Origin of the sequence: Paenibacillus odorifer, from assembly GCF_000758725.1 — a bacterium.
In the GTDB taxonomy this organism is placed as follows: domain Bacteria; phylum Bacillota; class Bacilli; order Paenibacillales; family Paenibacillaceae; genus Paenibacillus_AQ; species Paenibacillus_AQ odorifer.
Map to the genome: position 1 here is coordinate 888,757 of NZ_CP009428.1, position 22,726 is coordinate 911,482.

Sequence of the window (22,726 nt, forward strand, 5' to 3'; positions counted from 1 at the left end):
AATGAACAATAATAAATCAGTGTCGTCTGAACTCGCAGAAGAAGCAGTAAACTCCATTGAGGAGGTAGCAGGCAAATATCCGGGTTATCGACGCGCGCACGCCAAAGGTGTTGTCTACCAGGCGGTGTTCACCCCTAACGGCCAAGCGGGTCCTTTGACAACAGCGGCACATTTGCAAAATCATGAGGTGCAAGCTCTCGTACGCTTCTCCAATAGCTCGACTAATCCGTCCATCCCTGATGTTTTTTCGCCTGCAAAAGGAATGGCGGTTCAGTTTGTATTGCCTGATGGGGGCGTGACAAGTTTGGTGACAATTACATTACCGATCTTTTTTGCCAAAACACCGCAATCCTTTATTAATATCTTACGTACAATTAAAGAAAATTCGTTTGAGGGAGCGACCATTGCAGACAAATTCAAAGCGGTCATGGAGAAGTATTCGGAAAGCCGGGCTGGGCTTCAAGCCGTGAAAATGCTGCAATCGCCACTCAGTTTTGCAACCAATCGTTATCATTCCATTCATGCCTATTACTTCATCAATGCTGCTGGCGAGCGGCGGGCTATTAAATATGAGTGGGAACCGGAAGCGGGTCTGCACTTTCTGGTCAAGGAAGAGGTGGAGAATCGATCTCCCGATTATTTGGAGGATGAACTAATCGAGAGACTTTCCAAAGGTCCTGTGACGTTTCAATTGACAGTAATTCTCGGACAGGAGGGAGATCCTACGGATGACCCGACGTCTGCTTGGCCCGAAGACCGGGAACGGATTGTCGTCGGACATTTGTCGATCACCGGCGTGGCAGACGAGAAGGCTCAAGAGTACGTCTTTGATCCGACGGTTGTACCTGCCGGCATTGAATGCTCAGAAGATCCTATTCTGAACTTCCGTCATGATGCCTATGCGGAGTCACATTCCCGTCGAAGTACTAATCAGTAAGCATTTATTTTATATTCTATTAATATGATCGGGCTGTCCTAAAATGTCTGCCGACATCCTTAGGGCAGTCTTTTTAGGTATGCCTTGTGACACTCTTGTAACAGAGATTGGCTACGATAGGTTACGAGGTGAGAGAATGAAGAAGTTTAAAGGGTTTATCGTATTGATTTTGTTGGCAGTTGTAGGATGCAGTGCAGCAACACCACAAGCAAATCTTGAACCGGATAAGGAGGTAAAGAAAGAGGTCAATGAGAAGATCGTTTTCTGGGATCAACAGCGAAAAGGAACAAATTTTATGAACTCCAAATCTATACCCGAAAATTATGATGCGGCGAAAGAAAATAATATAGAGTTCATTCGACTTGCGCCAGATAAATGGGCAAAAGATAGTGATTTCCTGTTTAACGATCAACCGGATGCCAATCCAGACAAAGACTTTTTAATAGGGAATGCAGATAAATACGAGGGGCTTGTTGAGGACGATTTCACAGCGTTAAAGGCAGACTTGGATGCAGCCGAGGCGCGGGGTTCAAAAGTAGTGCTGACAGTCCTTAGTCTGCCCGGAGATCGGTGGCGACAGTTTAATGATTATACAAATGATGATCGAATCTGGAAGGATTTCAGTTATCATGAACAAGCGGCAACGTTTTGGAAGGATCTTGCGGAAAGATTAAAAGATCATCCTGCAGTGGTCGGCTATAATCTTATTAATGAGCCACATCCTGAACAAGCTACTGGATTTAATGATTTCTGGACAGAGGATTACAACGAGTGGTATAGCTCAGTGGAGAATACTCCGGCGGATTTGAATCTTTTATATGAGACTATTGTGACAGCGATTCGAACCGTAGATACGGAAACCCCTATTATCGTTAATTCAGGTCTGTATGCCACGCCATGGGCCTTTAAATATTTGAAACCAATCGATGATGCAAATGTATTATATGCTTTTCATATGTATGAACCTTACGAACTCACCAGCCAAAATAAGAAAAAAGGCTTAACCTATGAATATCCTGGAACGGTTAAAGTGGGTGAGGAGAAGACGGAAAAAGCATTTAATAAGAAAGCTTTAAAGGATTTTCTAGAACCTATCGCACAGTGGGCAGAAAAGAATAACATCCCTGCTAATCGTATTGTCGCTGAAGAATTTGGCACGAACCGGCTTGTAAAAGGTGCAGATCAATACTTGGCTGATTTAATCTCGATTTTTGATGATTACGGCTGGCACTGGGCGTTTTATGCGTTCCGGGAGGATACTTGGGATGGCATGGATTATGAACTTGGCATTGAGCCTCCAACCTGGGAGTATTGGGAAGCGATAGAGAAGGGTGAACAGCCTGATCGAAAGACAGTCGATAACCCGATATGGAACGTACTGACGAAGGGACTAGAGAAGTTGCAATAGCGTAGCATGAAAATATATGAAAAGGTGAAACCTGTAAAGGATTTCGCCTTTTTCTTCTGATAACTACAGCAAGGAGAATCTAAACTTTGAATATCTTAATTGCGGATGATGAGAAACATATGACCACTATATTGAAGACTTATTTTGAAAAAGAAGGCTATAACGTTTGGACAGCTGCGGATGGTGAGGAGGCGCTTGAGCTCTTTTTTTCGAATAGGATCGATCTTGTGGTGCTGGATTGGATGATGCCTAAGCGAAGCGGTCTTGAGGTCTGTAATGAAATCAAGAAGGTTAGTTTGGCTAAAGTTGTAATGCTGACCGCAAGGTCTTCCCATGATGATGAATTCAGTGCCTTGGATATAGGGGCAGATGAATATATAAGAAAACCATTCGACCCACGGATTTTGATGCTTAGAATTAAAAAAATGCTAGGCACCGAAAAAGTGGCTGCGATTAGGGATTTAGAAATCGATTTTGAGCGGAAGAAAGTGTACAAGAATGGGGCAGAACTGGCGTTATATAAAAAAGAATTTGAATTGCTAACCTTCCTGTACGAGCATAAAGGGCGTATTTTATCCAGAGATGCCTTATTGTCTGCGGTTTGGGGAATGGATTATCTGGGCGAAGAAAGAACGGTAGATACGCATATTAAGAGGCTGCGCGATAAGATTGGGGCCGACCACGTGATCACGCATAGGGGAATGGGGTACAGCTTCCATGATAAAAATCCATAAAATAAGTACGAAGTTATTGATCATGGTGAGCATTATTTTGCTGATTGTTTTTGGTACGTCTTATTTCTTGCACAACTATTTCTCAGCAGATTATTACCTATACAAAATGAAAACCAAGATCAACACCATTTATGACGAAGTAAAGGATCTCCGTTTGGATCAACTCTTGGAAAATGAAAGCAGGATCGAGAACAATAATAACGTAACGATTGTTAGGGTTGAAAACAGTGGAAGTACAGCAGAAATTAACGAAAATATTCAATTTGCGTTGTTTAAAGATAAGGTGGCACTTAATAAATTTTGGATCACAGATGAGGTATTACAAAAAGTAAAACAAGGCAACACGGTTAATCTTTTATTTAATCAGGGTAAATTGAAATCGAGTCTGTTAACGAAAATATACGAGCAGGATAGCAGTCTGATCCTCATCGGAACTGTGGTTGTGCACAATACAGATGCCTTGACCCTCGTAAATCAATTCAGCTTTTACTCCATTCTACTGGGGATTATTATCAGTTTGCTGTTAGTGGCTTACTTTTCAAAAAAGATCATTACACCGTTAGAACAATTGCAGGATGTCGCAAAGGATATATCCAATCTCGATTTTAAACAAGTGACGATTCAAACGGGGGATGAAATCGAAGAGCTCTCGAAAAGCATCAATCATATGAGTCAGCGTCTAAAGAGCACCCATGCCAAATTGGAGGAGAAAAATCAAAGTTTAAATACCCTTATCTCAAGCATTTCGCATGAAGTGAAAACACCATTATCCTTAATCCAAGCATATACGATTGGCATTCAGGACGGTCTGGATGATGGCACGTATACGGATATCATTTTGGAGCAAGTGATGTATACGTCGGATATGGTGGATTATTTAATTAAATTGTCCAAGATCCAGAAGTCAGAAGTGCATAAAGAGCCTTTTGATCTTAAAGAGCTTCTGCTAAAAGTGATCTCACAATATAATATTACGTTAAAAAATAAAAACATAACCTTAATGAGCGACTTTCATTCGCTTGAATCCTCTATCGTTGAAGAAGATATCAGCCAAATCGAGATAGTATTCAACAACTTAATTAGTAATGCCATTAAGTATGGTGAAGAGGATTTTTTTGAAATAAAACTACGGAGTGACACTACGCGTACATTAAAATTTACGATCTCCAATAAAACCACTCGCCTAAAAACGGAGCATTTAGCGTATATCTGGGACCCATTCTATGTAATTGAAGAGTCTCGAAATAAAGAAATCTCCGGTACTGGACTTGGCCTGTCCATCGTCGCGGAGATTCTTGGCAAAAATGATCTGAAATACGAGTCCAGATTAGAGGACTCATATATTAGTTTTAGTATTTGGTTTGAAGTTAAGGAGGGAATTTTGGAACTGTAGGAGCGTTAGCGTTCGCCTGAAAGCTTTCCGAAGGAAAGCTCGCATCGGAAGCATAAGCTGTCTCCGGATGTTATCCGCTGATAGCGGTAAAATCAAAAACATCTGGAGACAACAGCGACCGAAAGTCCAACATTCCCGCAGTTACGCCCATCACCTTTTCCCTGAGTGCCTTTAATTTAACTTCAATAGCGCCGCATTATCAATAAAAGTAGCCGTATTAAAAAGCAGCAAGACATCCTTGATATCATTTTGAGCCATATAGTCACTGATGTTTCCATTATAATAACGGATGTCGATCACATGGATTTCAGGCACATGCTGAGTCAGGAAAGGAATAACGCTATGTGCATAGGAGTCTTTGATGACAAGCAGCTTTTCCTGTTTGACTGTTGTTGGATCAAGCTGGCTGGTGATATTCATGAGCGCATGTACGCCCCCTAAGAAATAAGAGTACTTATCTTTTTTCGCCAGATAACTTGGGTCATACATACTTGTTAAAGTCTCACCGGTATCTTGAATGTACATTTGGGTGGATACCTCATGATTAGGTTTGTACATTTGAATGGAGTCAGGTGTGACCCCGATAAATTGCCCCCGGGTATGATAGCTTCCGAGAAATGAATTACTCACAGTCTGAATCTGGTATTCGCTCCGGGACAGAGGCTGCCAGCCCATGCTTTGAGCATAGGCTACATAAGCTAAGTAGGCACCGTAGGTTGTCCAGTGATGGTCGGTCCGATAGTAAATGGGTTCTGCGGCATGTGGGCTAAGAACATCAAATCCATTTATAAAAGTAAGGCTATCTCCTACATCCTTAGCTATTGTTTGATTCACCTCAGCTTGCGAGTAGACAGGAGCTAACCAGGGTAGACGTTCCTTGTACAAGCCAACCGATGTCGGTGCGAGTAAGAAAGTGGTGTTTGCATCAGGATTGTTATCGGCAAAGCGTTTCACAGCTGCTGCATATTGCTGAACTTTAGTGTAATCAGGTGCTGCAAATTTTTCGAAAAGATAGCCGTCTTTTCCTTTATAGATTCCGTTATTCTCTTGCTGCAGCCTCATCTGTTCCACCGCCGATTTCACCCATACCCATTTGGCCCGAAATGGAAAATGATCGGTTACAAAGCTTTCGGCCTCTTCCGCATAGGTGTGGGATAATAAATTGTCCCATGTCAGATGGGGGGCTTTTTGCAAATACCGGTTCTCAAGCTCAGAGAAACGCTGAACAGGCAGTAAGAAAAAGAGGATAGCGACCAGAAATAACGTTGCAACAAATCCTCCAACCAGGATTCGATCCGTCTTCTGCTTCATAAACAATCACCCCCTAATGGTTAGAATCGGAAATATAAAAATGGATTAAAGGTTGCATCTACTAAGTAGGCAACAGATAGGAAAAATAACACGCCATACCAAACAAGAGCAGGAACCGATCTAGAATCCATCCGCTTGGAGAGTTTCACAGGTGTAGAGGCAAAGGTTAACACCACGAGTAGAATCGCGTTCGTGTAAGTGAAGTATAAAGTGGTATTATTCCATAACGGCTGTCCATTAAAGCCAAGCATCGCTTGTAAGTAGCCAATGACCAGAGGAAGTTCTTCAAAAGCGAATAAGACCCATCCGATGAGTATAAGTACTACAGCATATAAATGTCTTGTCCAACGGGGGAGGTGGCTTAATAGCTTTAATCCCCACCATTTTTCAAAGATAAGAATGACCCCGAAGTATAATCCCCAGAGCAGAAAATTCCAGCTTGCCCCGTGCCAGATACCCGTGAGCAGCCATACGATGAGGATGTTGCGCACTTGAACGCCTAACCCCCGGCGGTTGCCTCCAAGCGGGATGTAGACATAGTCACGAAACCAACTGCTAAGGGAAATATGCCATCTCCGCCAGAAGTCAGTAATACTCTGAGAGATATAAGGTTTGTTGAAGTTCTCGTTAAAGCGGAAGCCGAACATGAGACCGAGACCAATAGCCATATCCGAATACCCGCTGAAGTCAAAATAGATCTGAAAAGCAAACGCAATAATCCCAAGCCAAGCGGTTAAAGCAGGCAGGGAATCTAGGTTGGAGCTGGATATGGTGTGCCAGAGCAGACCGATGTTGTTGGCGAGCAGTACTTTTTTGGCTAATCCGATTATGAATCTCCGTACACCTTCTGCGAACATGGGGATATCGACCGAACGTTCACGTAGTTGCCCGGCAATGGTGTTATATTGAACAATCGGACCTGCTACTAACTGTGGAAACAGCGCTACGAATGTACCGAAATCAATCCAATTGCGTTGTGCTTTCGAAGTTCCTCTATAGACGTCAATAATATAGGACATGGATTGAAAAGTATAAAATGAAATCCCAATAGGTAAAGGTAAATCCGTTAAAGGAATATGTGTACCGAGGAGTCCATTTATATTTTGGATGAGAAAATCTGCGTATTTAAAATACGACAATAAGCCTAGATTAATAATGACGGAACTAACCACAATCCACTTGCGCTGCACCGCAGTCAGCTTTGGTCTGCTGAGCAGTAGACCAAAGCTGTAATCTGTAATGGTGGACAGCAACATGATTACAATGTAGACAGGTTCGCCCCAAGCATAAAAAACCAGGCTGCTTAAAAACAATATGAGGTTTTTGATTCGCCAGGGCGAAACATAATAGAGCGCTAGGACAGCCGGCAGGAATAGGAATAGGAAAAGTAGGCTGCTGAATACCATGGTTATTTATTTTTCTGTGAAGTAAGTATCGAAGTCTGCTACGAGTTTATCTTGATCCGCAGGATCAGCAATAACGAACAGGAAATAGTTACCCTTTTTAATAAGTTTATAGTTCTTGGCATTTTCGTATTGATCAGGCAGATAGGTTTCGAATTGTTTTTGAACATCTGTTGCACGCGCTTTAATGGCATCCTCAACAGTGGTCATATCTTTTACATCTTTAACTTTCAGAACGGCGATTTCGTTAGTTTTCACATTCATCATAGGCATTCTAATGCTATAATCTTCAAGCAATTCTGGGTTGAGATGATATAGCTGTTCGACAGTAGCCGCATCAAGCTCCATTAATGATGGCTGCTCAACTTTGCTCAGCATTTGATCGACCATTTCTTTTGCAGTTAGATTCGTTTCAATGGCAGCTCCATTGTTACTGTTGTTGCTGGAACAGGCGCCAAGCACCACACTTAGTACAATGGTTAACGCTAGCATGAAGGTATGCTTTTTCAACTTAGGTCACTCTCCTTGATGTATTGTCTGAATTTCTCTAGTTACTAACGTATATAGTCGATAGAATGTTGCGCTGGATACTTACTTCGGATACTTTACCCATATTTTTGCGGAAATATGATATTCACATGAATTCATGCAAAGATCTTCCTCTCTTAGCTTGCGCAATGGTTGGTTATACTGTTACTGTAAGATAGATAGTTTTTAATAGAAGGGGATTGAACGGAATGATCGAAGAACTGAACAATGAACTACCGGAGAATTATGAGGAATTAAAGAAAGCTGCCAACCGCTCTGCGGATTGGAGAGCACGTCTAGAAGCAGTTGAAGAGCTGGGACAGACCAACCACAAACAAATTATCGATATCCTGACGCGTTTAATGGAGAGCGATCCTGTATATACAGTTCAAGAAGCTGCTTACCTTAAGCTGAAGGCTTTTGGTGAAGACGTTAAGGTGCCATCGAAGAACAAGCCTGAACTAGTTAAAGGCGTATCCAAGATCCTGCTGAGAATTAAAAAGAGCCTGCCAAGAGATCATTCTTACGAGGACTTCAAAGAGAAGCTGAAGAAGATGAGAGTTGACGTGTACGACGCTTATGAAGGTGAAAAAGGCGCTGACTTCGATACGTGGCTGATGAAGATGTGGACTTCTGCGAATAAGTAAAGGATGACAATATGCACACCAATAAATTGACAGAACAATTTCAAGAATACCTTAAGCTGTCCGCAGAATTACGCCCTGATTATATTGCCAGCTTGGGCAAGGGCGGTAACGAAGCAAAGATTACGTCAGTTTTGCCGGAGACTCCTGAACTGCTGAAAGCTATTTATAGCACTGTCTCAGGGACAAGCAGTGAGGAAGAGGAACCAAGCCTTATCGAATTTATTCCAGGGTACCGCCTGATTCATATGGATGAATATGAAGAGGAGATGAAGGTATTAGCTGGGATATTGGAGGAAAAAGGTCAACATCCTGATGGAGTTATCTTGCCTATCTTAACGAACTATGGCAGTGATTTCATTTGTTATTATAAGTCTGCCGATGGTGTGGAACAGGTATGTGACCTGCTCCATGATTTCGGCGATTTAATCGTGATGTATGATTCGCCCGATAAATTCTTGGAGACCTTATGCGAGTTCTACAAGCAGGAGGTTTATTTCCTGGATGAAGAGGGCTACCTCGATTGCGATTTAGTATTAGAAGGCGAAGTTGGCGCGGCGCTGAACCCGGATGCGAAATATTGGTCCGAGTAACGACCTGATGCCAAATAAACAAGAGCAGCAGTCCATTTATGGACTAGCTGCTCTTTATTTTTTAATAAGGTGAATTCCATGGCTATGTTTATTCCTGCGCAGCTTGGTTCTCTTGCTCACGAAGCTCTACTCGCCGTATTTTACCGGAGGTCGTCTTCGGAAGATCCTGAATAAACTCGATTTTGCGCGGATATTTATAAGGGGCTGTCCACTCTTTAACATGGGATTGCAGCTCTTTTACAAGCTCTGGTGAACCAACAATCTCATCCTTGAGCACGATAAATGCTTTAACAATGTGCCCACGGATCTCGTCTGGACTGGCTACGACCGCACATTCCTTAACGGAGGCATGCTTCATCAATGCTTCTTCTACCTCGAAAGGACCGATAGTGTAACCTGAGCTAATGATAATGTCATCCCCACGGCCCTCGAACCAGAAATAACCATCTTCATCTTTTTTTGCCCGGTCGCCGGTTATGAAGAATTCGCCGTGTGTGGAGCTTTCTTTTCTACCGGGATCTTTGTAATAAGTGTGGAACAGGGCTGGCATACTCAAATGTACGGCAATATCACCAACCACTCCAGCAGGTAGTGGCTTGCCGTCTTCGTCCACAACCTCGACTAAGCCGGGTGCGATTGATTTACCCATAGAACCAATGCGTATTGGAGTATCTTTGAGTGTTCCGATAATTAGGGTGCTTTCCGTCTGGCCGTACCCATCACGGATTGTGATATCGAATTCACGCTGAAAGGTGTTAATGACCTCTTGATTTAATGGCTCTCCGGCAGATACTGCACAACGCAGGGTAGACAAGTCGTAACGACCTAAGTCTTCTGTTTTAGCCATTAGACGATATTCCGTTGGGGTGCAGCATAATACTTGAATTTTGTGATCCTGCAATAGCTGCAAATATTTTTTGGGATGAAAGGATCCACTATATACAAAACCTGTAGCTCCGTTGCCAAGAACGGTTAAGAAGGGACTCCAGATCCACTTTTGCCAGCCGGGAGCTGCTGTTGCCCAGACGGTGTCAGATCCTTGAATATCCAGCCATTGAGGTGAGGTGATCCGCAAGTGAGCATAACCCCAACCGTGACTATGAACGACCGCTTTAGGGTTGCCGGTAGTACCTGAGGTGTAGGCGAGAATAGCCATATCATCCCGGCGGCTTGCGACTGCTGTGAAGGTATCTGGTTGGCCAACCATCAGACTTTCTAGATCCAGCCAGCCTTCACCGAGTTCGACTGAGCTGCCAGATACGGAAAGACGGTAATCGAGAGCAGGAAGATCCTCTGAGATTTTATTAACTTCCCCGGTTACTTCGGACCAAGCAATAACCGCTCTGGCTTCAGAATGGCGCAGGCGGTAGGATAAATCTTTGGCACGCAGCATTTCTGAGGATGGAATGATGGCAAGTCCTTGTTTCAGACAAGCTAAATAGATGACATAAGCGATGATGCGGCGTGGAACCATAACAAGAACACGATCCCCTTGTTGCAGCCCAAGCTTCGCAAGTCCTCCGGCCAGCCGGTTAGCTTGTTTGCGTAATTCACCGTAAGTAATTTCCTCATAATCTCCTTGCTCATTTAACCACTTAAGCGCAATCTTCTCAGGAGCATGGCTTTCCATTTCCGAAGTGAGATTGTAGAACTCAGGTGCGATCCATTGCTGATTATCCAATATGAACCTCTCCTATATCAAACAAGATGTGTATAACTGTTCTATTTAGTATATCACGTTATCCTAGTACCAGGTACTAGTACCTTGAGTTCTTAATGAATTTCGGGTTAAGATAATATGTGTAAGGTATACTTATAATAGACCACAAATCCAGAAAGTGAGAACTTATGTTATGAATCACACAACTTTTGATGAAATATTCGCTATTATGGAAGCCTCATTTCCTACTTCTGAGATCAGAACCTTTGAGGGACAACAGGAGTTATTGGACGTTCCAGATTATCGTCTCATTACCGAGATGAACTCTGAGGGTAAAATTGTTGCTTTTATGGCCTGCTGGGAGTTTCCCGGCTTTCGTTTTGTAGAACATATAGCAGTCGACCCAAGCATTAGAGGCGGAGGAATTGGCAAAAAGCTGATGACTGAATACATCAGTCTATCTAACAAGCCTGTCCTTTTGGAAGTTGAGCGGCCACTGGGTGAAATGGAGCAGCGGAGAATTGGCTTTTATGAGCGGCTGGGCTTTCATTTGAATCCTTACGATTATGTGCAGCCTCCTTTGCGTGAAGGAAATGAAGACTTACCACTCTTAATTATGACTTACCCTAACCCTGTTGATGAAGAAGAATTCCAACTTTATAGAGAAATTTTATATTCAGAAGTGTATAAGGTTACAACTCCGTATCAAGGTTAAAGCTCTCAGCAATCCGTTAAATCCTTATGGGATAAGCGGGTTGCTGTTTTTTTTATACAAACCAGAGCTCCAGATGAATAGTTTCTTTACAAATTGGGTACAAGTTAAATACAACTTAGAGACATATTCTTTTAAAACTTGAGCTAAAGTAAAAACCGAGATTGATCTTCTAAGGAGGCATAACATATGAAAAGTAAAAAGTTCATTATAGCAACGATGGTATTTGGGATGGCAATCACAGGTTCAGCTGGTGTGTACGCGGGAACTAAGCTGCAAAAAATCACCGCATATCTTAATCACAGCATTGGATTTAAAGTGAATGGTGCAGCTTATACGCCTGTTGATAATAAAGGTAACACATTAGCTCCGATTACTTATAACAATACAACCTATCTTCCTGTACGTGCCTTGGCTGATGTGTTGAAGGTGCCAGTGACTTTTGATGCGGCAGCGAATCAGGTCATTCTGGGTACTGGAACTGTGGTGCCGGATAAAGATACATTAACACCAGTACAGTACAGCAACGCTCAAAAAGAACAAATTTCTAAAGCTTTTGCAAATTTCGATGGGTTTAAAACGGTTTATGCACCAGCACAAATGGTGAGTGGAGACGCTTATCAAAAGGCAGCTAGCTCTGAAGATGGAGTGTACTTTTTGTTCAACCATATGAGGGTGAACGTTTCTCCACGTGACTACTCCTATGATTACAAAGGCGATACCGTAAAGCTCTCCAATGGTACAGAAGCTAAGTGGTACAGCCCTACCAGCGATTCATTGTTTTTGACCTATAAACTGGATGATCGTTTTGTGACGATTAGTTCTCCAGACAAGGCTTTGAGCAAGGCGCAATTAGAGAAGGTAGCCGTGAATGTGGTGAAATGGAGTAAATAACTCCTTTAAAAACAAAGCTCAATTTACAAAAAGTAAAGCAGCAAGTCACTCCGATCCGGGAGGGCTTGCTGCTTTTTTTGTTTTCGTGTCCGCGTGTTCTATTTACTGTGCTGTTTATTAGGCAGCTTTTGGCTTGGTGTTCCTTTACCGTGATTCTGTTTGTTCTTTTCTGCTTTCTTCTGGGTGTCGTGTACTTTGTCTACAAAAGCTTGAGTATCATCCATGTTTGTCCTCCTTGATCATAACCTTGCCGTTACTGTAACCACTTTTGCCTGATTAAATACACAAGCCGTTTTTACAAACTAGTGGATTAATCCGTACATTGTGAAAATATTTAGTAGTTACTATGAATGGATGCAAGCATTTCATAATAACAGTAAGGGAGACTGATTATGAACAGGTTATTTAAACAAGCAGTATCCATGACACTAGCCTTCGTTATGGTACTGGGACTTACATTTACAGGAATGCCAGCTTTTGCAGAAGACAGCAATGAGGATGCTGGATTACTGCAATTACAAACGCTAGAGCCAATTACACTACTGGCGGGCAATTCTACATGGAAATATCTAGATAACGGAACGGATCAAGGTTCGGTATGGCGGTCTGTTTACGATGATTCTACATGGGCATCAGGCCAAGCGCCGCTTGGTTATAAAGATTCTGGGGCCGGAGTCAGCAGCAAGCAATTTGGTGCTCTGAATACAAATATAAGCTACGGTTCGGATAAAAAGAAGAAATATCGTACTTCCTATTTCCGTACAAATGTAACTGTGAATAAGGAAGAAATTACAAAATCGGATAAAGTATTGGGTAATTTTGCATTTGATGACGGAGTTGTGCTGTATCTGAACGGTGCAGAAATCTACCGCGAGGCTATGCCAGCTGGTGAAATCGACTATCAGACACTTAGTACAACTAATGGCAGTGATCCAAATGAGTATACAAAGGTTGACCTAACGGAAATCGTAAAAGCCAATCTGAAGGATGGAAGTAATGAGCTTTCAGCTGAAGTTCACCAGACGGGAGACACTAGCTCTGACCTTTATTGGGATATGAGCCTGATTGCTTATCCTGTAGTGGAGACAGTAGAACCTGGAGTTGGGAAGCCAGATTCTATCGCAATTACTTTTAATGGCAACCCGCAGACTAGTATGGGATTTAACTGGTATGCACCTGAAAGTGTGACTGGCACCAAACTGGAAGTGGTAGAAGCTTCTAAATTGGAGAATGGCCAGTTTCCAGCGGCAGGAGCTCAATTGTATGAAGGAACATCCGTTACAACTAGTGTGTATATGACAAAAGCGGATAAATCAGCTAAAAAACCACTTGTGCTAACCAGCCATAAGGTAATAGCGGATCATCTGCAGCCGGGCACGGAATATGCTTACCGTGCTGGAGATGGACAAGCTGATAATTGGAGCGACGTAGGAACTTTTAAGACAGAACGTTCCAGCAACCAAGCTTTTAAATTCCTATATACAACGGATTCCCAAGGAACAACTGAAGAAGATTTTGATATCTGGAATCATACCCTTCAAGAAGGATTAGCTAAATTCCCGGAAAGTGAGTTTATTCTGAATTCTGGTGATTTGGTGGATAACGGTGATATTGAGGAGCAATGGGGATGGTTTTTCAATAAGCCTAAGGATATTTTAGCGAATATTCCGTTGGTGCCTTTGGTAGGCAACCATGAAAGCAAAAATTATAGCAATTATAGCTCTCATTTTAACTTGCCGAATGTATCGAATACAGGTGCGAAACCTGATGGTTCTGTATATTCTTTTGACTACGGTTCAGCGCACTTTATGGTAATTAATACAGAATATTATGGTGCAAGCTCGAATCTTGAGAATAACGAAATTTACAATAAACAAGTGGAGTGGCTTCGGAGCGAAGCGGCAAAAAGCAATCAGAAATGGAAGGTTGTGCTTCTGCATAAATCTCCTTATTCCGTTGCCAATCACACCAATGATACAGATGTACTCTTTTACAGAGCGCAATTAACGAAGGTGTTTGATGAGCTTGGTATCGACATGGTAATTGGCGGGCATGACCACACCTTTGCTAGAAGCTATCAGATGTACAACAACAAGCCATTGACGGATATTGTTCCGGACTCAAACGGAGTAGTAACTGATCCTAAGGGTACTTTATACCTGATTACAAATGCAGCGGGCAATAAGAAATACAACGTAGCTTCAGGAACATTCCCTTTTGCAGCTAAATACGGACAGCCTGGCAAGGAAATGTTCACGGGGATGACGGTAACGAATGATGAGCTATCTTACGAAGCCTACACCACAACAACTGGTGGTTCTACAGACTTGTATGATAACTACAGCATTCATAAATCGGAAGTAGCAGTTAAACCTGTGCAAAATGCAAAGGCTACTGCAGCAGATGGTGGTAAAATAACGTTGACTTGGGATGCGCCAGCTTCCGGTGCACCAGTGTCTGGATATCGAATTTATGAGCAAAATGATCTGGTATCCGCAAATTGGATGGTCAGTGTTCCTAATGAAGAAGGTAAAACTTCTTATACTTACACTGTAGAAAATACTAATCCAAACCAAACCTATCAATTTGTTATCAAAGCTGTAAGTGAAAGAACAAATTCAGAAGCTGCTATCGCTTCAACGGATTCGATTAAAAAAGTTACAGTTACCTTTAATGGCGATCCAGTGAGTGCAAAAGGATTCACTTGGTACACAGCGTTGAAGTCTACTGGAAACGATCTGCAGGTTGTAGAAAATACGGGCGTTACTCCAGACTTTGCTAAGGCTGCTGAGTTTACAGGACGTTCGGCGGTTTCCAGAAATTCAAAGGATGAATTAGTTCATAAAGCGGAAGCTTCTGGCCTGAAAGCTGATACAAAATACTACTTCCGTGTAGGTGATAAAGCACTAGGCCTGTGGAGTGCAGTGGGAACTTTTGAAACTGCCGCTAAGACAGGAGCATTTACTTTCATCGATTTGGCTGATACACAGGCTAAGACCGAAGATGAAGCGATTCTTTCCGGTGAAACGATGGCAAAAGCACTTACGACGTTCCCGAATGCTGAGTTTGTGGCGATTAACGGAGATATCGTAGATACCGGAACTAATGAATCACAATGGAATTGGTTGCTTGGTCATTCGCAGGATACCCTGCTTAACACGACCATCGTGCCTGTTGCGGGGAATCATGAGGATAAGGCAAATGCCTTCTATGAGCACTACAATATTAAGGAAGCACCGGGCTCTGCAACAGAAACTGGAGCATATTATTCCTATGACTACAGCAATGCTCACTTTGTAGTCCTGAATACAAATGAGAATTCCGATGAATTTGCTAACTTCAGCCAAGCACAGTTGGATTGGATGAAGGCTGACGTAAAAGCAGCGAAGGCTGCTGGTGCGAAGTGGATTATCGTAGCTATGCATAAAGGTCCATACACAACCTCTAACCATGCTACTGACAAAGACATTATGGGTACAAATGGAGAAAGAGCGAAGGTTGCTCCAATGATGGCTGAACTGGGCATTGACTTGGTTCTTCAAGGACACGACCATATTTATGCCCGGACCAAGCCAATTAAAGCTGATGGAACTGCGGCAGACACAGTGAAGATCAAGGAAAGCTTCAATGGTCAAACTGTAGAGTACACAGTAAATCCAGATGGAACGATTTATCTGATCCCAGCTACAGCGGGAGCGAAGGTTTACTACAAGAACATGAAACCAGAATTGGGAGATGCGTATTATAATCTCTTCGAAGTAGCAAATGAGAATACAGCAGCAAAATACGGACCGGACCCAAGTGATGCTACGCGTCCAAAACGCGGTCAAGTTCAGACCTTTGTAGGTATTACTGTAGATGCTGGCAAATTAACAGCTGTATCTTATGAGATCGATCAGAATATTAATGATGCTAAACCGTACGTTCTGGAAGAGTTCGGTATTCTTAAAGAAGCAGATCCGGAAGTAAATCCAACACCAGAACCGACAACAACGCCGACAACGGAACCGACAACAGCGCCAACGACGGAACCGACAACGGCGCCAACGACGGAACCGACAACAGCGCCAACGACAGCACCAACAGCAGCACCAACAACAGGATCATCAACAGGTCCAGTGGCAACAACAAAACCGACAGCAACACCAACGCCAACAGTAGCACCAACAGCTACACCAGCACCAACAACGGTGCCTACACCATCTGCAACGCCAGTAGTCAAACCATCATTGACGGATACTGGCAGCCATTGGGCAGCAGCGGCTATTGAGAAAGCAGTAGCAGGGGGCTTCGTTAGCGGTTATCCGGATAATACTTTCCGCCCTAATCAGAAAGTAAATCGGGTTGAATTTATCACTATGCTGGCTCGTGCCCTGCAATTGCCGGACAGTGGTAACACTTCAAGCTTTAAGGATTCAGCGAAGATTCCGGCATGGGCTAAGTCCTTTGTAGCTCAGGCAGTAGCTTTGCAAATTATCAGCGGCTATGACGATGGTACCTTCCGTCCTACGCAGGAGCTTACTCGCACTGAATTAGCAGTTATGGTTGTTAGGGCTCTGGGCATTACAGTAGATCCAAAAGCGACCTTAACCTTCAATGATGCTAAGGATGTACCCGCATGGGCAGTACCATATATTGCGGCAGCAGCAGACGCGGGCATTGTGAATGGCATAGGACAAAACCGTTTCGCACCTAACCAGGTAGCGTCCCGGGCCGAAGCAGTAACAATCATTCTGAACTTGCTTGAGAAGCAAGGAAAGTAACTAAATCGGATGGTTTGAAAAAAGATTGCCTCAAGGTCATCGTTGATGACGGAGAGACAATCTTTTTTTCGTAGCTGGGTAGTCTGAGGGAGGGCGGCGATACGGCGGAGTGGCGTGAAAGAGGGGCAAAAGTGCCTCTGATTTGAGCGAATACGGCGGAGTGGCGGAGATAAGAGGCAAAAGAGGCCACGCTTCTTTATCCTCTTTATATTTTCAACCAACATATGTTTAACAACCCACTCATTGCCAGGATATCGATCCCTGCTGGCGCGATAATCTTTAATTTATCCAGCATATCTTTAATTTTGCGGCTATTTGTAAGGAAAGATCTGGGTTAGATTAGGGTGGACTAATCAAAGTAAGACAGGGGGGGTGCCGACAAATATGAATGCGCTTGCACATATGTGGTTGGATACAGAATGTGCAGGCAGAAGAGGGTAGGAGCGGCAGAGGGACGGGATAACAGAAGTAATCTACTTGCTGTTCGGCGATATACTGAGCACACATTACGCTTCATGGATGAGAGTAACCGAAACAACTACAGGACGAGGAGAGTGGAAAATGAACCTTCACACCGGTAAAAAGGCGCGTCGTAAGCTGACATCAGCTGTTCTGGCGGCAGCTTTGCTAGTTTCAGGACTTCCCCTAACGGCTTACGCCGGCGATACGTGGCCTTTTACAGGAGACAGTGCGCCGGGTGCCAATCAGCCTAATGTACATGGATATACGAGCAGCCATATTGCGAACTGGAGTCCGGCAACTGATCCGGATGCAGAGCTGTTGAGATCGCGGGTGCCGCTGCAGAAGCGGAATGCCCCATTTGCTGCAACCCAAGCTAACCCAGCGCTTAGCGCAGACACACAGATGATCAACGTTGCTGGCGACTACGGGAATGCTTTTATTGAGAACGCGCCGTATACGAACAAGTTTGCGCAGTATCATTTTAACTTTTGGCAATATATTGATTACTACTCCTATTGGCACGGTACAGCAACTGCGTACACCCCGCCGGAATATTATGGTGAATTGGCCCAGAAGGACTGGCAGCAAAAATGGTTCGAATTCGGCATGCTGAATATCCCGAACCCTACCTACACCGATGCAGCGCATAAGAACGGCGTGCTGTCATTGGCGGGAATCTTTTTTTCCAATAATGACCGTGGACAGCAGACGTACAAACAAATGATAGTTAAAGACGAGAATGGTAATTTTCCGGTGGCGGATAAACTGATCGAGATGGCCGGATATTTCGGGTTTGACGGTTATTTTGTAAATCAGGAAGAGATGAATCCGAATGTCGCGACCCAGGATATCCCCGATTACATCGCTTTTATGAAGGTGCTGCAAGAGGGCGGCCTATATGTACAGTGGTATGACTCTCTGAACACCAATACCGGTGCTAATGCGTTCGCCCGGACGATTAATGATACCAATATCTCCTTTTTAGTGGATAAAAGCACCAAGGAACCCGTCTCCAATTCGTTTTTCTTCGACTACGGGGCTGGCAATACACAGATTACCAACGCGGCTAATTACTTAAGCAATCTGAATGCCAGTCTGGGAACAAGCTACAACTTGTTTGACGTTGGTTTTGCAGGGCTGGAAGCAGGCCGCGACCGGTTCAAGTCCGTTAACGGAACAGCGTTGATGAACAAGCTGGACAGCAATGGCTTGCCACGGCTCAGCTTGGCTACACTCGGTGCGGACTTCGTTCATGCCGGTCTGGATGAGGACATGAACCTGTCTTACCCGGTCTCGCACAGATCCGAAAATGACTACCAATGGATGACAAAACTGCGTGAGCAGCTATGGTGGTCAGGCCCGAACGTGGACCCTAAGAATACGGTCAAATCGGCAACCAATACTGTTTCCGATGTTTATGCCGACAACCGTTACTGGCCGGGAATCTCCTCCGTCATTGCGGAGCGTTCGGTAATTAAGGACAAGAACTTTTACACCAATTTTAACACTGGACAGGGCTTGTCCTATTCCGTGAACGGTGAAGTATCGAACCCGGATGAGTGGTCTAATATGAGCCTGCAGGATATCCCGGTGACTTGGCAGTGGTGGCAGGATACTGCTGGCAATAAGCTTACTGTAGATTTTGATTATGGACCGGAGTACAACCTTGCGGGCACAAACCGGTACAACTATGAGCAGATCGGTGCGTATAACGGTGGCAGTTCACTGGTGGTGAACGGCAATCTGAATGCGAAGAACTTCTTGCGTCTGTACAAAACAGAGCTGGAGGTCAATGGCAACTCCAAGCTGTCGATCAGCTTCAATAAGCCATCTGCCACGGATGCTTCGGCGATGGCGGTAGGACTCATCCTGGCTGATGATCCGAATACCGTAGTAGAGGTCGCTATTCCAAACAGTGGTCAGCACTCGGAAGGTTGGGTGACAAAGGAGTTGGACCTGAGTGCATACGCGGGTCATAATATTGCAGCCCTTGGACTGGTCTTCGATCCCGGGCAAGGAACAGCGTCCACCTACCAGATGAACGTCGGACAGCTGCGCGTTTATGACGGGTCTGCCGTAAAGCCCGCAGCTCCTGCGGAATTAGCAGTTGCGGAAGCTTTTACAGATACAGGTGAAATGGTTGTGAAGTGGAAGCTAGATCCCGATTACACTAAGATCAAGCAATATAATGTGTACGTGAATGATGTATTTATGGGCGGCAAATACGATGAGGTGTTCTATCTGAAGCATCTCCCGGTGAAATCCGGAACCCTTAAAGTGGTTGCAGTGGGTGCGGATGGAGTGGAGGGCGAAGCGGCATCGTTGGCTTTTGATCTGGATGCGGCGGTTTCCGGAGTGAAGGTGGATTCAAGCGCGGACGGGGAGTTGACTGTGAACTGGACGAACTCCGCCCAAGCTTCCGGTGACATTACCGTTCGAGTGCAGTCCTTGAATTGGATTACGACATCCGAACCGGTGTCACAGCAAGTGGTTGTCCCGGCAGGTGCAAGCACTGCGCTGTTCACGGGGATGCCGGTAAACGGCGATGATTACATTGTCACCGTTACCGCAGGCAACACCGATCCAGTCTCGGTCAGCGGCCGGTTCATCGACACGGTCGCGGAACCTTACGCGGAAGAATGGTCCTGGACGGACGGTAAGCTGAATCTGCCGATGCCGAATACCAGGGACTGGCGGTATATGTATGTGTATGAAGATGGGAATCCGAAATCTTTTGCCACAACGTATAGCTCTGGCAATAAGCCGATGATTATCCGTGGACGGACAACTAAGGCGAGCTTAAGCTTTACCTCGACGGCAAAAGTTGTGCATGTGGTGATGGAGGATTATGCAGGCAACCGCTCCAAACCGGTCTATCTGAAAGGCAGCTATCCCGTTCTCTTTGATGCTAATGGGGGTGAACCAGCAAATACTGTGGCCGAGGCTGTGTATGGCACTTTGCTCTTGGAGCCTACGGGCATTGCCAGAGAGGGCTATGACCTGGAAGGCTGGTACGTTGGAGAAGGAGAAGGTGCGCGAAGATGGAATTTTGCCGAAGATCTAATAACCGGAGAACTGAACTTACAGGCGAAGTGGGCCTTGCAAGCTCCAAAGGTGCAGATCGTAGGGGAAGGCTCCTTCCGTGAAAATACGTCCGCGACACTAACGGCAGTTGCCACTGGCGCAGGGCAGCTGACTTATGCCTGGTATGCGGACACAGGCAGCGGTTATGGAGATGCGTTGGGAATGTCCGCCACCTATACTATCCCTGCTTTGACTACCGGGATGGATGGCAATAAGTACAAGGTCATCGTCATCAATGAATCTGGTGACAGCAGTGAAGCAGAGTACACACTTAACGTAACTCCGGCTGAAGCACCATGGGAAGCGCCTGATTTCATAACCGATCTTCCTTCTGCACTTGATGTCATTGCTGGTGAAGAAGTGAAGCTGTTCGTACAGATCCGCGGGGATGTGGAATCGGTTCGCTGGGAGACGAAGGCAGCAACCGCAGAGGAATGGACTGTAGCGGAGAGCGTGACTTCGGCGGTATACGCATTTACTGCTTCTGAAGCAGACAGCGGTACGCAGTTCCGTGTGGCTCTGACTGGAAAAGAGGGAACGGAGCCTTCAACAAGAACCGGTAATGAACTTACGGTGACAGTACATCCGGCACCGGATGCGCCAATTATCACCGCTTATAGCGTAGATAAGAATCCGGCAGCTGTAGGTGATAAGGTGTCTTTTGCCGTAGTGGCTTCTGCAGTTTATGGCGAGTTAAGCTACCAATGGTTGAAAAACGGGCAGGCCGTTGAAGGCGCTGTGGAGCGTGATTATACGATTGCTTCTGCAAAAGAAACAGACAGCGGCGAATACACGGCCGTAGTCACCAACACCAAAATACTGAATGGCCGCCCTTATACGGCTGTTCAAAAGAGCGGGATTATTGATTTGGAGGTCCACAATACTCCTGTATCTACACCGCAGCCGACATCGGCTCCAGGGACAGGTACGGGAACTGGCGGAACGACTCCGGCAGCGACAGCAACGCCGCTTCCAAGTCCGACTAGTGCAACATTGACTGTTCCAGCAAGTGCACTCAGTACATCTACTGAGAACGGAAAAGTGACGGTAAATGTGCCGGCAGGCGTTACAGCTATCGAGCTGCCTGTGAATGCAGGTGAATTGCTAGGGATCCGTCAACTTGAATTGGCCGCCTCGGGAACCACACTTGGTATTGCGCCGGAATTGCTGGTGCAATTGAAGGCTCTGCTTAATGAAGCTCAAGCTTCAGGCAGCAAGATTCAGGTGAAGCTCAGCCCGGAAACTTTGAACATGAGCACACTGAAAGCAGAGCGTGGGGTGGTCTTGCGGGGTACGGGGATGACGTTTGATCTGAGCATCATCGCGGGGAATGGTACATCTAACCGTCTTCCAAGCTTCAGCAAACCAGTAACCATACAATGGAGTGCAGCAAATACGGATTATAATACTAATTTGCTTGGTTTATATGCTATTGCTGAAGGGGGTTCGCTTACCTATCTCGGCGGAGTATACGCGAATGGCTTCCTGCTAGGAGAGTTTAGCGGAACAGGCAGGCTGGCTGTGCTGGAGTACAATAAATCCTTCGCTGACGTTCCGTCTACCCATTGGGCTGCGGACACTATCCGCCAGCTGGCGGCTAAACATCTGATACAAGGCACTTCCGAAAATGGATTTGAGCCCGCCCGCAGTATTACAAGAGCGGAATTTGTGAAGCTGCTGGCTGGCGTGCTGGGACTGCAAGCTCAGGCGGAATTGAAATTTAGTGATGTGCCATCTGGTGTATGGTATGAGCAGGACCTGGCGCGTCTGGTCCGGGCAGGTATTGTAGGCGGACGCACTGCTGAACACTTCGATCCGAGTGCGAACATCAGCCGCCAGGAGATTGTGACTATGCTAATGCGTGCCTATGTACTGGAGCATGGAGCGCTTCAGTCATCAGCCCCGGCAACATTCACCGATTCCGGTGAGGTAGCAGCCTGGGCGGCAGACAGCGTGAATGCTGCGTCATCACTGGGTCTGGTGAATGGCCGCACGGACGGAAATTTTGTGCCCGGTGGCTTGGCGACCCGTGCCGAGGCTGCGCAGTTCATCTTGAATTACATCCGGTAGATTATATAGTCCCACCCCGGTCTGCCCAAGGAGCCCTTTGCTCCATGGGCAGACTGTCTTTGCTTAGCGGAGGAATGCAAGCTTTTACCAGCCACAGGCAGGAAGCACCTCATGCTATACTTTATTCATA

The 22,726-nt window shown here is 45.1% G+C and carries 15 protein-coding genes; 10 read left to right on the forward strand and 5 right to left on the reverse strand.

Translation table 11 applies throughout. From position 1 onward, the window contains the following. The first annotated feature begins 1 nt into the window (after position 1). The 4 genes from PODO_RS03815 to PODO_RS03830 all read left to right on the forward strand — a co-directional run bounded on the left by PODO_RS03815 (position 2) and on the right by PODO_RS03830 (position 4,472). Positions 2–937, forward strand: a complete 936-nt coding sequence (locus PODO_RS03815; protein WP_038568789.1) for a catalase family peroxidase — start codon at positions 2–4, stop codon at positions 935–937. Between the two features lie 136 nt (positions 938–1,073). Next, positions 1,074–2,345 (forward strand): glycoside hydrolase family 5 protein, encoded by a 1,272-nt coding sequence (locus PODO_RS03820; RefSeq protein ID WP_052096780.1) that lies wholly within the window; start codon positions 1,074–1,076, stop codon positions 2,343–2,345. Positions 2,346–2,431: 86 nt separating this feature from the next. Continuing rightward, positions 2,432–3,079 (forward strand): response regulator transcription factor, encoded by a 648-nt coding sequence (locus tag PODO_RS03825; protein WP_038568790.1) that lies wholly within the window; start codon positions 2,432–2,434, stop codon positions 3,077–3,079. Next, on the forward strand, positions 3,063–4,472 hold the full coding sequence (locus tag PODO_RS03830; protein WP_052096782.1) for a HAMP domain-containing sensor histidine kinase: 1,410 nt from the start codon (positions 3,063–3,065) through the stop codon (positions 4,470–4,472). The genes PODO_RS03825 and PODO_RS03830 overlap by 17 nt, the downstream gene beginning before the upstream one ends. Before the next feature lie 171 nt (positions 4,473–4,643). Here PODO_RS03830 and PODO_RS03835 read toward each other — a convergent pair whose 3' ends face one another. The 3 genes from PODO_RS03835 to PODO_RS03845 are packed head-to-tail and all read right to left on the reverse strand — an operon-like array spanning position 4,644 to position 7,696. Further along, a complete protein-coding gene (locus tag PODO_RS03835) occupies positions 4,644–5,783 on the reverse strand; it encodes a DHHW family protein (RefSeq protein WP_038568792.1) in 1,140 nt (379 codons plus the stop codon). A 20-nt stretch (positions 5,784–5,803) separates the two neighbouring features. Further along, positions 5,804–7,189 (reverse strand): MBOAT family O-acyltransferase, encoded by a 1,386-nt coding sequence (locus tag PODO_RS03840; protein WP_036684909.1) that lies wholly within the window; start codon positions 7,187–7,189, stop codon positions 5,804–5,806. Positions 7,190–7,195: 6 nt separating this feature from the next. Beyond that, the gene (locus PODO_RS03845) at positions 7,196–7,696 is read right to left on the reverse strand and encodes a DUF4358 domain-containing protein (RefSeq protein WP_036684911.1); all 501 of its coding nucleotides are present in this window, start codon (positions 7,694–7,696) and stop codon (positions 7,196–7,198) included. A gap of 227 nt (positions 7,697–7,923) precedes the next feature. On the opposite strand from PODO_RS03845, the gene PODO_RS03850 reads away from it, so the two are divergent. Together PODO_RS03850 and PODO_RS03855 are read left to right on the forward strand one after the other, a co-directional pair. Then, positions 7,924–8,361: a HEAT repeat domain-containing protein gene (locus PODO_RS03850; RefSeq protein WP_036684913.1), complete on the forward strand. Its 438-nt coding sequence runs from the start codon at positions 7,924–7,926 to the stop codon at positions 8,359–8,361. 11 nt (positions 8,362–8,372) lie between these two features. After that, a complete protein-coding gene (locus tag PODO_RS03855; protein ID WP_038568794.1) occupies positions 8,373–8,951 on the forward strand; it encodes an SMI1/KNR4 family protein in 579 nt (192 codons plus the stop codon). Positions 8,952–9,039: 88 nt separating this feature from the next. On the opposite strand, the gene PODO_RS03860 is transcribed toward PODO_RS03855, so the two are convergent. Further along, positions 9,040–10,635, reverse strand: coding sequence for an acetate--CoA ligase (locus PODO_RS03860; RefSeq protein ID WP_038568795.1), 1,596 nt, complete (start codon positions 10,633–10,635; stop codon positions 9,040–9,042). A gap of 169 nt (positions 10,636–10,804) precedes the next feature. Between PODO_RS03860 and PODO_RS03865 the strand changes: the two genes are divergently transcribed. Both PODO_RS03865 and PODO_RS03870 read left to right on the forward strand, forming a co-directional pair. Next, positions 10,805–11,326 carry a GNAT family N-acetyltransferase gene (locus tag PODO_RS03865; RefSeq protein ID WP_036684918.1) on the forward strand — a complete coding sequence of 174 codons (522 nt, stop codon included), beginning with the start codon at positions 10,805–10,807 and terminating at the stop codon, positions 11,324–11,326. 186 nt (positions 11,327–11,512) lie between these two features. Beyond that, on the forward strand, positions 11,513–12,217 hold the full coding sequence (locus PODO_RS03870) for a stalk domain-containing protein (protein WP_038568796.1): 705 nt from the start codon (positions 11,513–11,515) through the stop codon (positions 12,215–12,217). Positions 12,218–12,315: 98 nt separating this feature from the next. Here PODO_RS03870 and PODO_RS29840 read toward each other — a convergent pair whose 3' ends face one another. Beyond that, a complete protein-coding gene (locus PODO_RS29840) occupies positions 12,316–12,441 on the reverse strand; it encodes a DUF4023 domain-containing protein (protein ID WP_051491363.1) in 126 nt (41 codons plus the stop codon). A 168-nt stretch (positions 12,442–12,609) separates the two neighbouring features. Between PODO_RS29840 and PODO_RS03875 the strand changes: the two genes are divergently transcribed. Together PODO_RS03875 and PODO_RS30390 are read left to right on the forward strand one after the other, a co-directional pair. Next, entirely contained in the window at positions 12,610–16,980 is a 4,371-nt protein-coding gene (locus PODO_RS03875) for an S-layer homology domain-containing protein (protein ID WP_052096784.1), read from the forward strand. Positions 16,981–17,541: 561 nt separating this feature from the next. After that, positions 17,542–22,596 (forward strand): endo-beta-N-acetylglucosaminidase, encoded by a 5,055-nt coding sequence (locus PODO_RS30390; RefSeq protein ID WP_080742403.1) that lies wholly within the window; start codon positions 17,542–17,544, stop codon positions 22,594–22,596. The last annotated feature ends 130 nt before the right edge of the window (positions 22,597–22,726 follow it).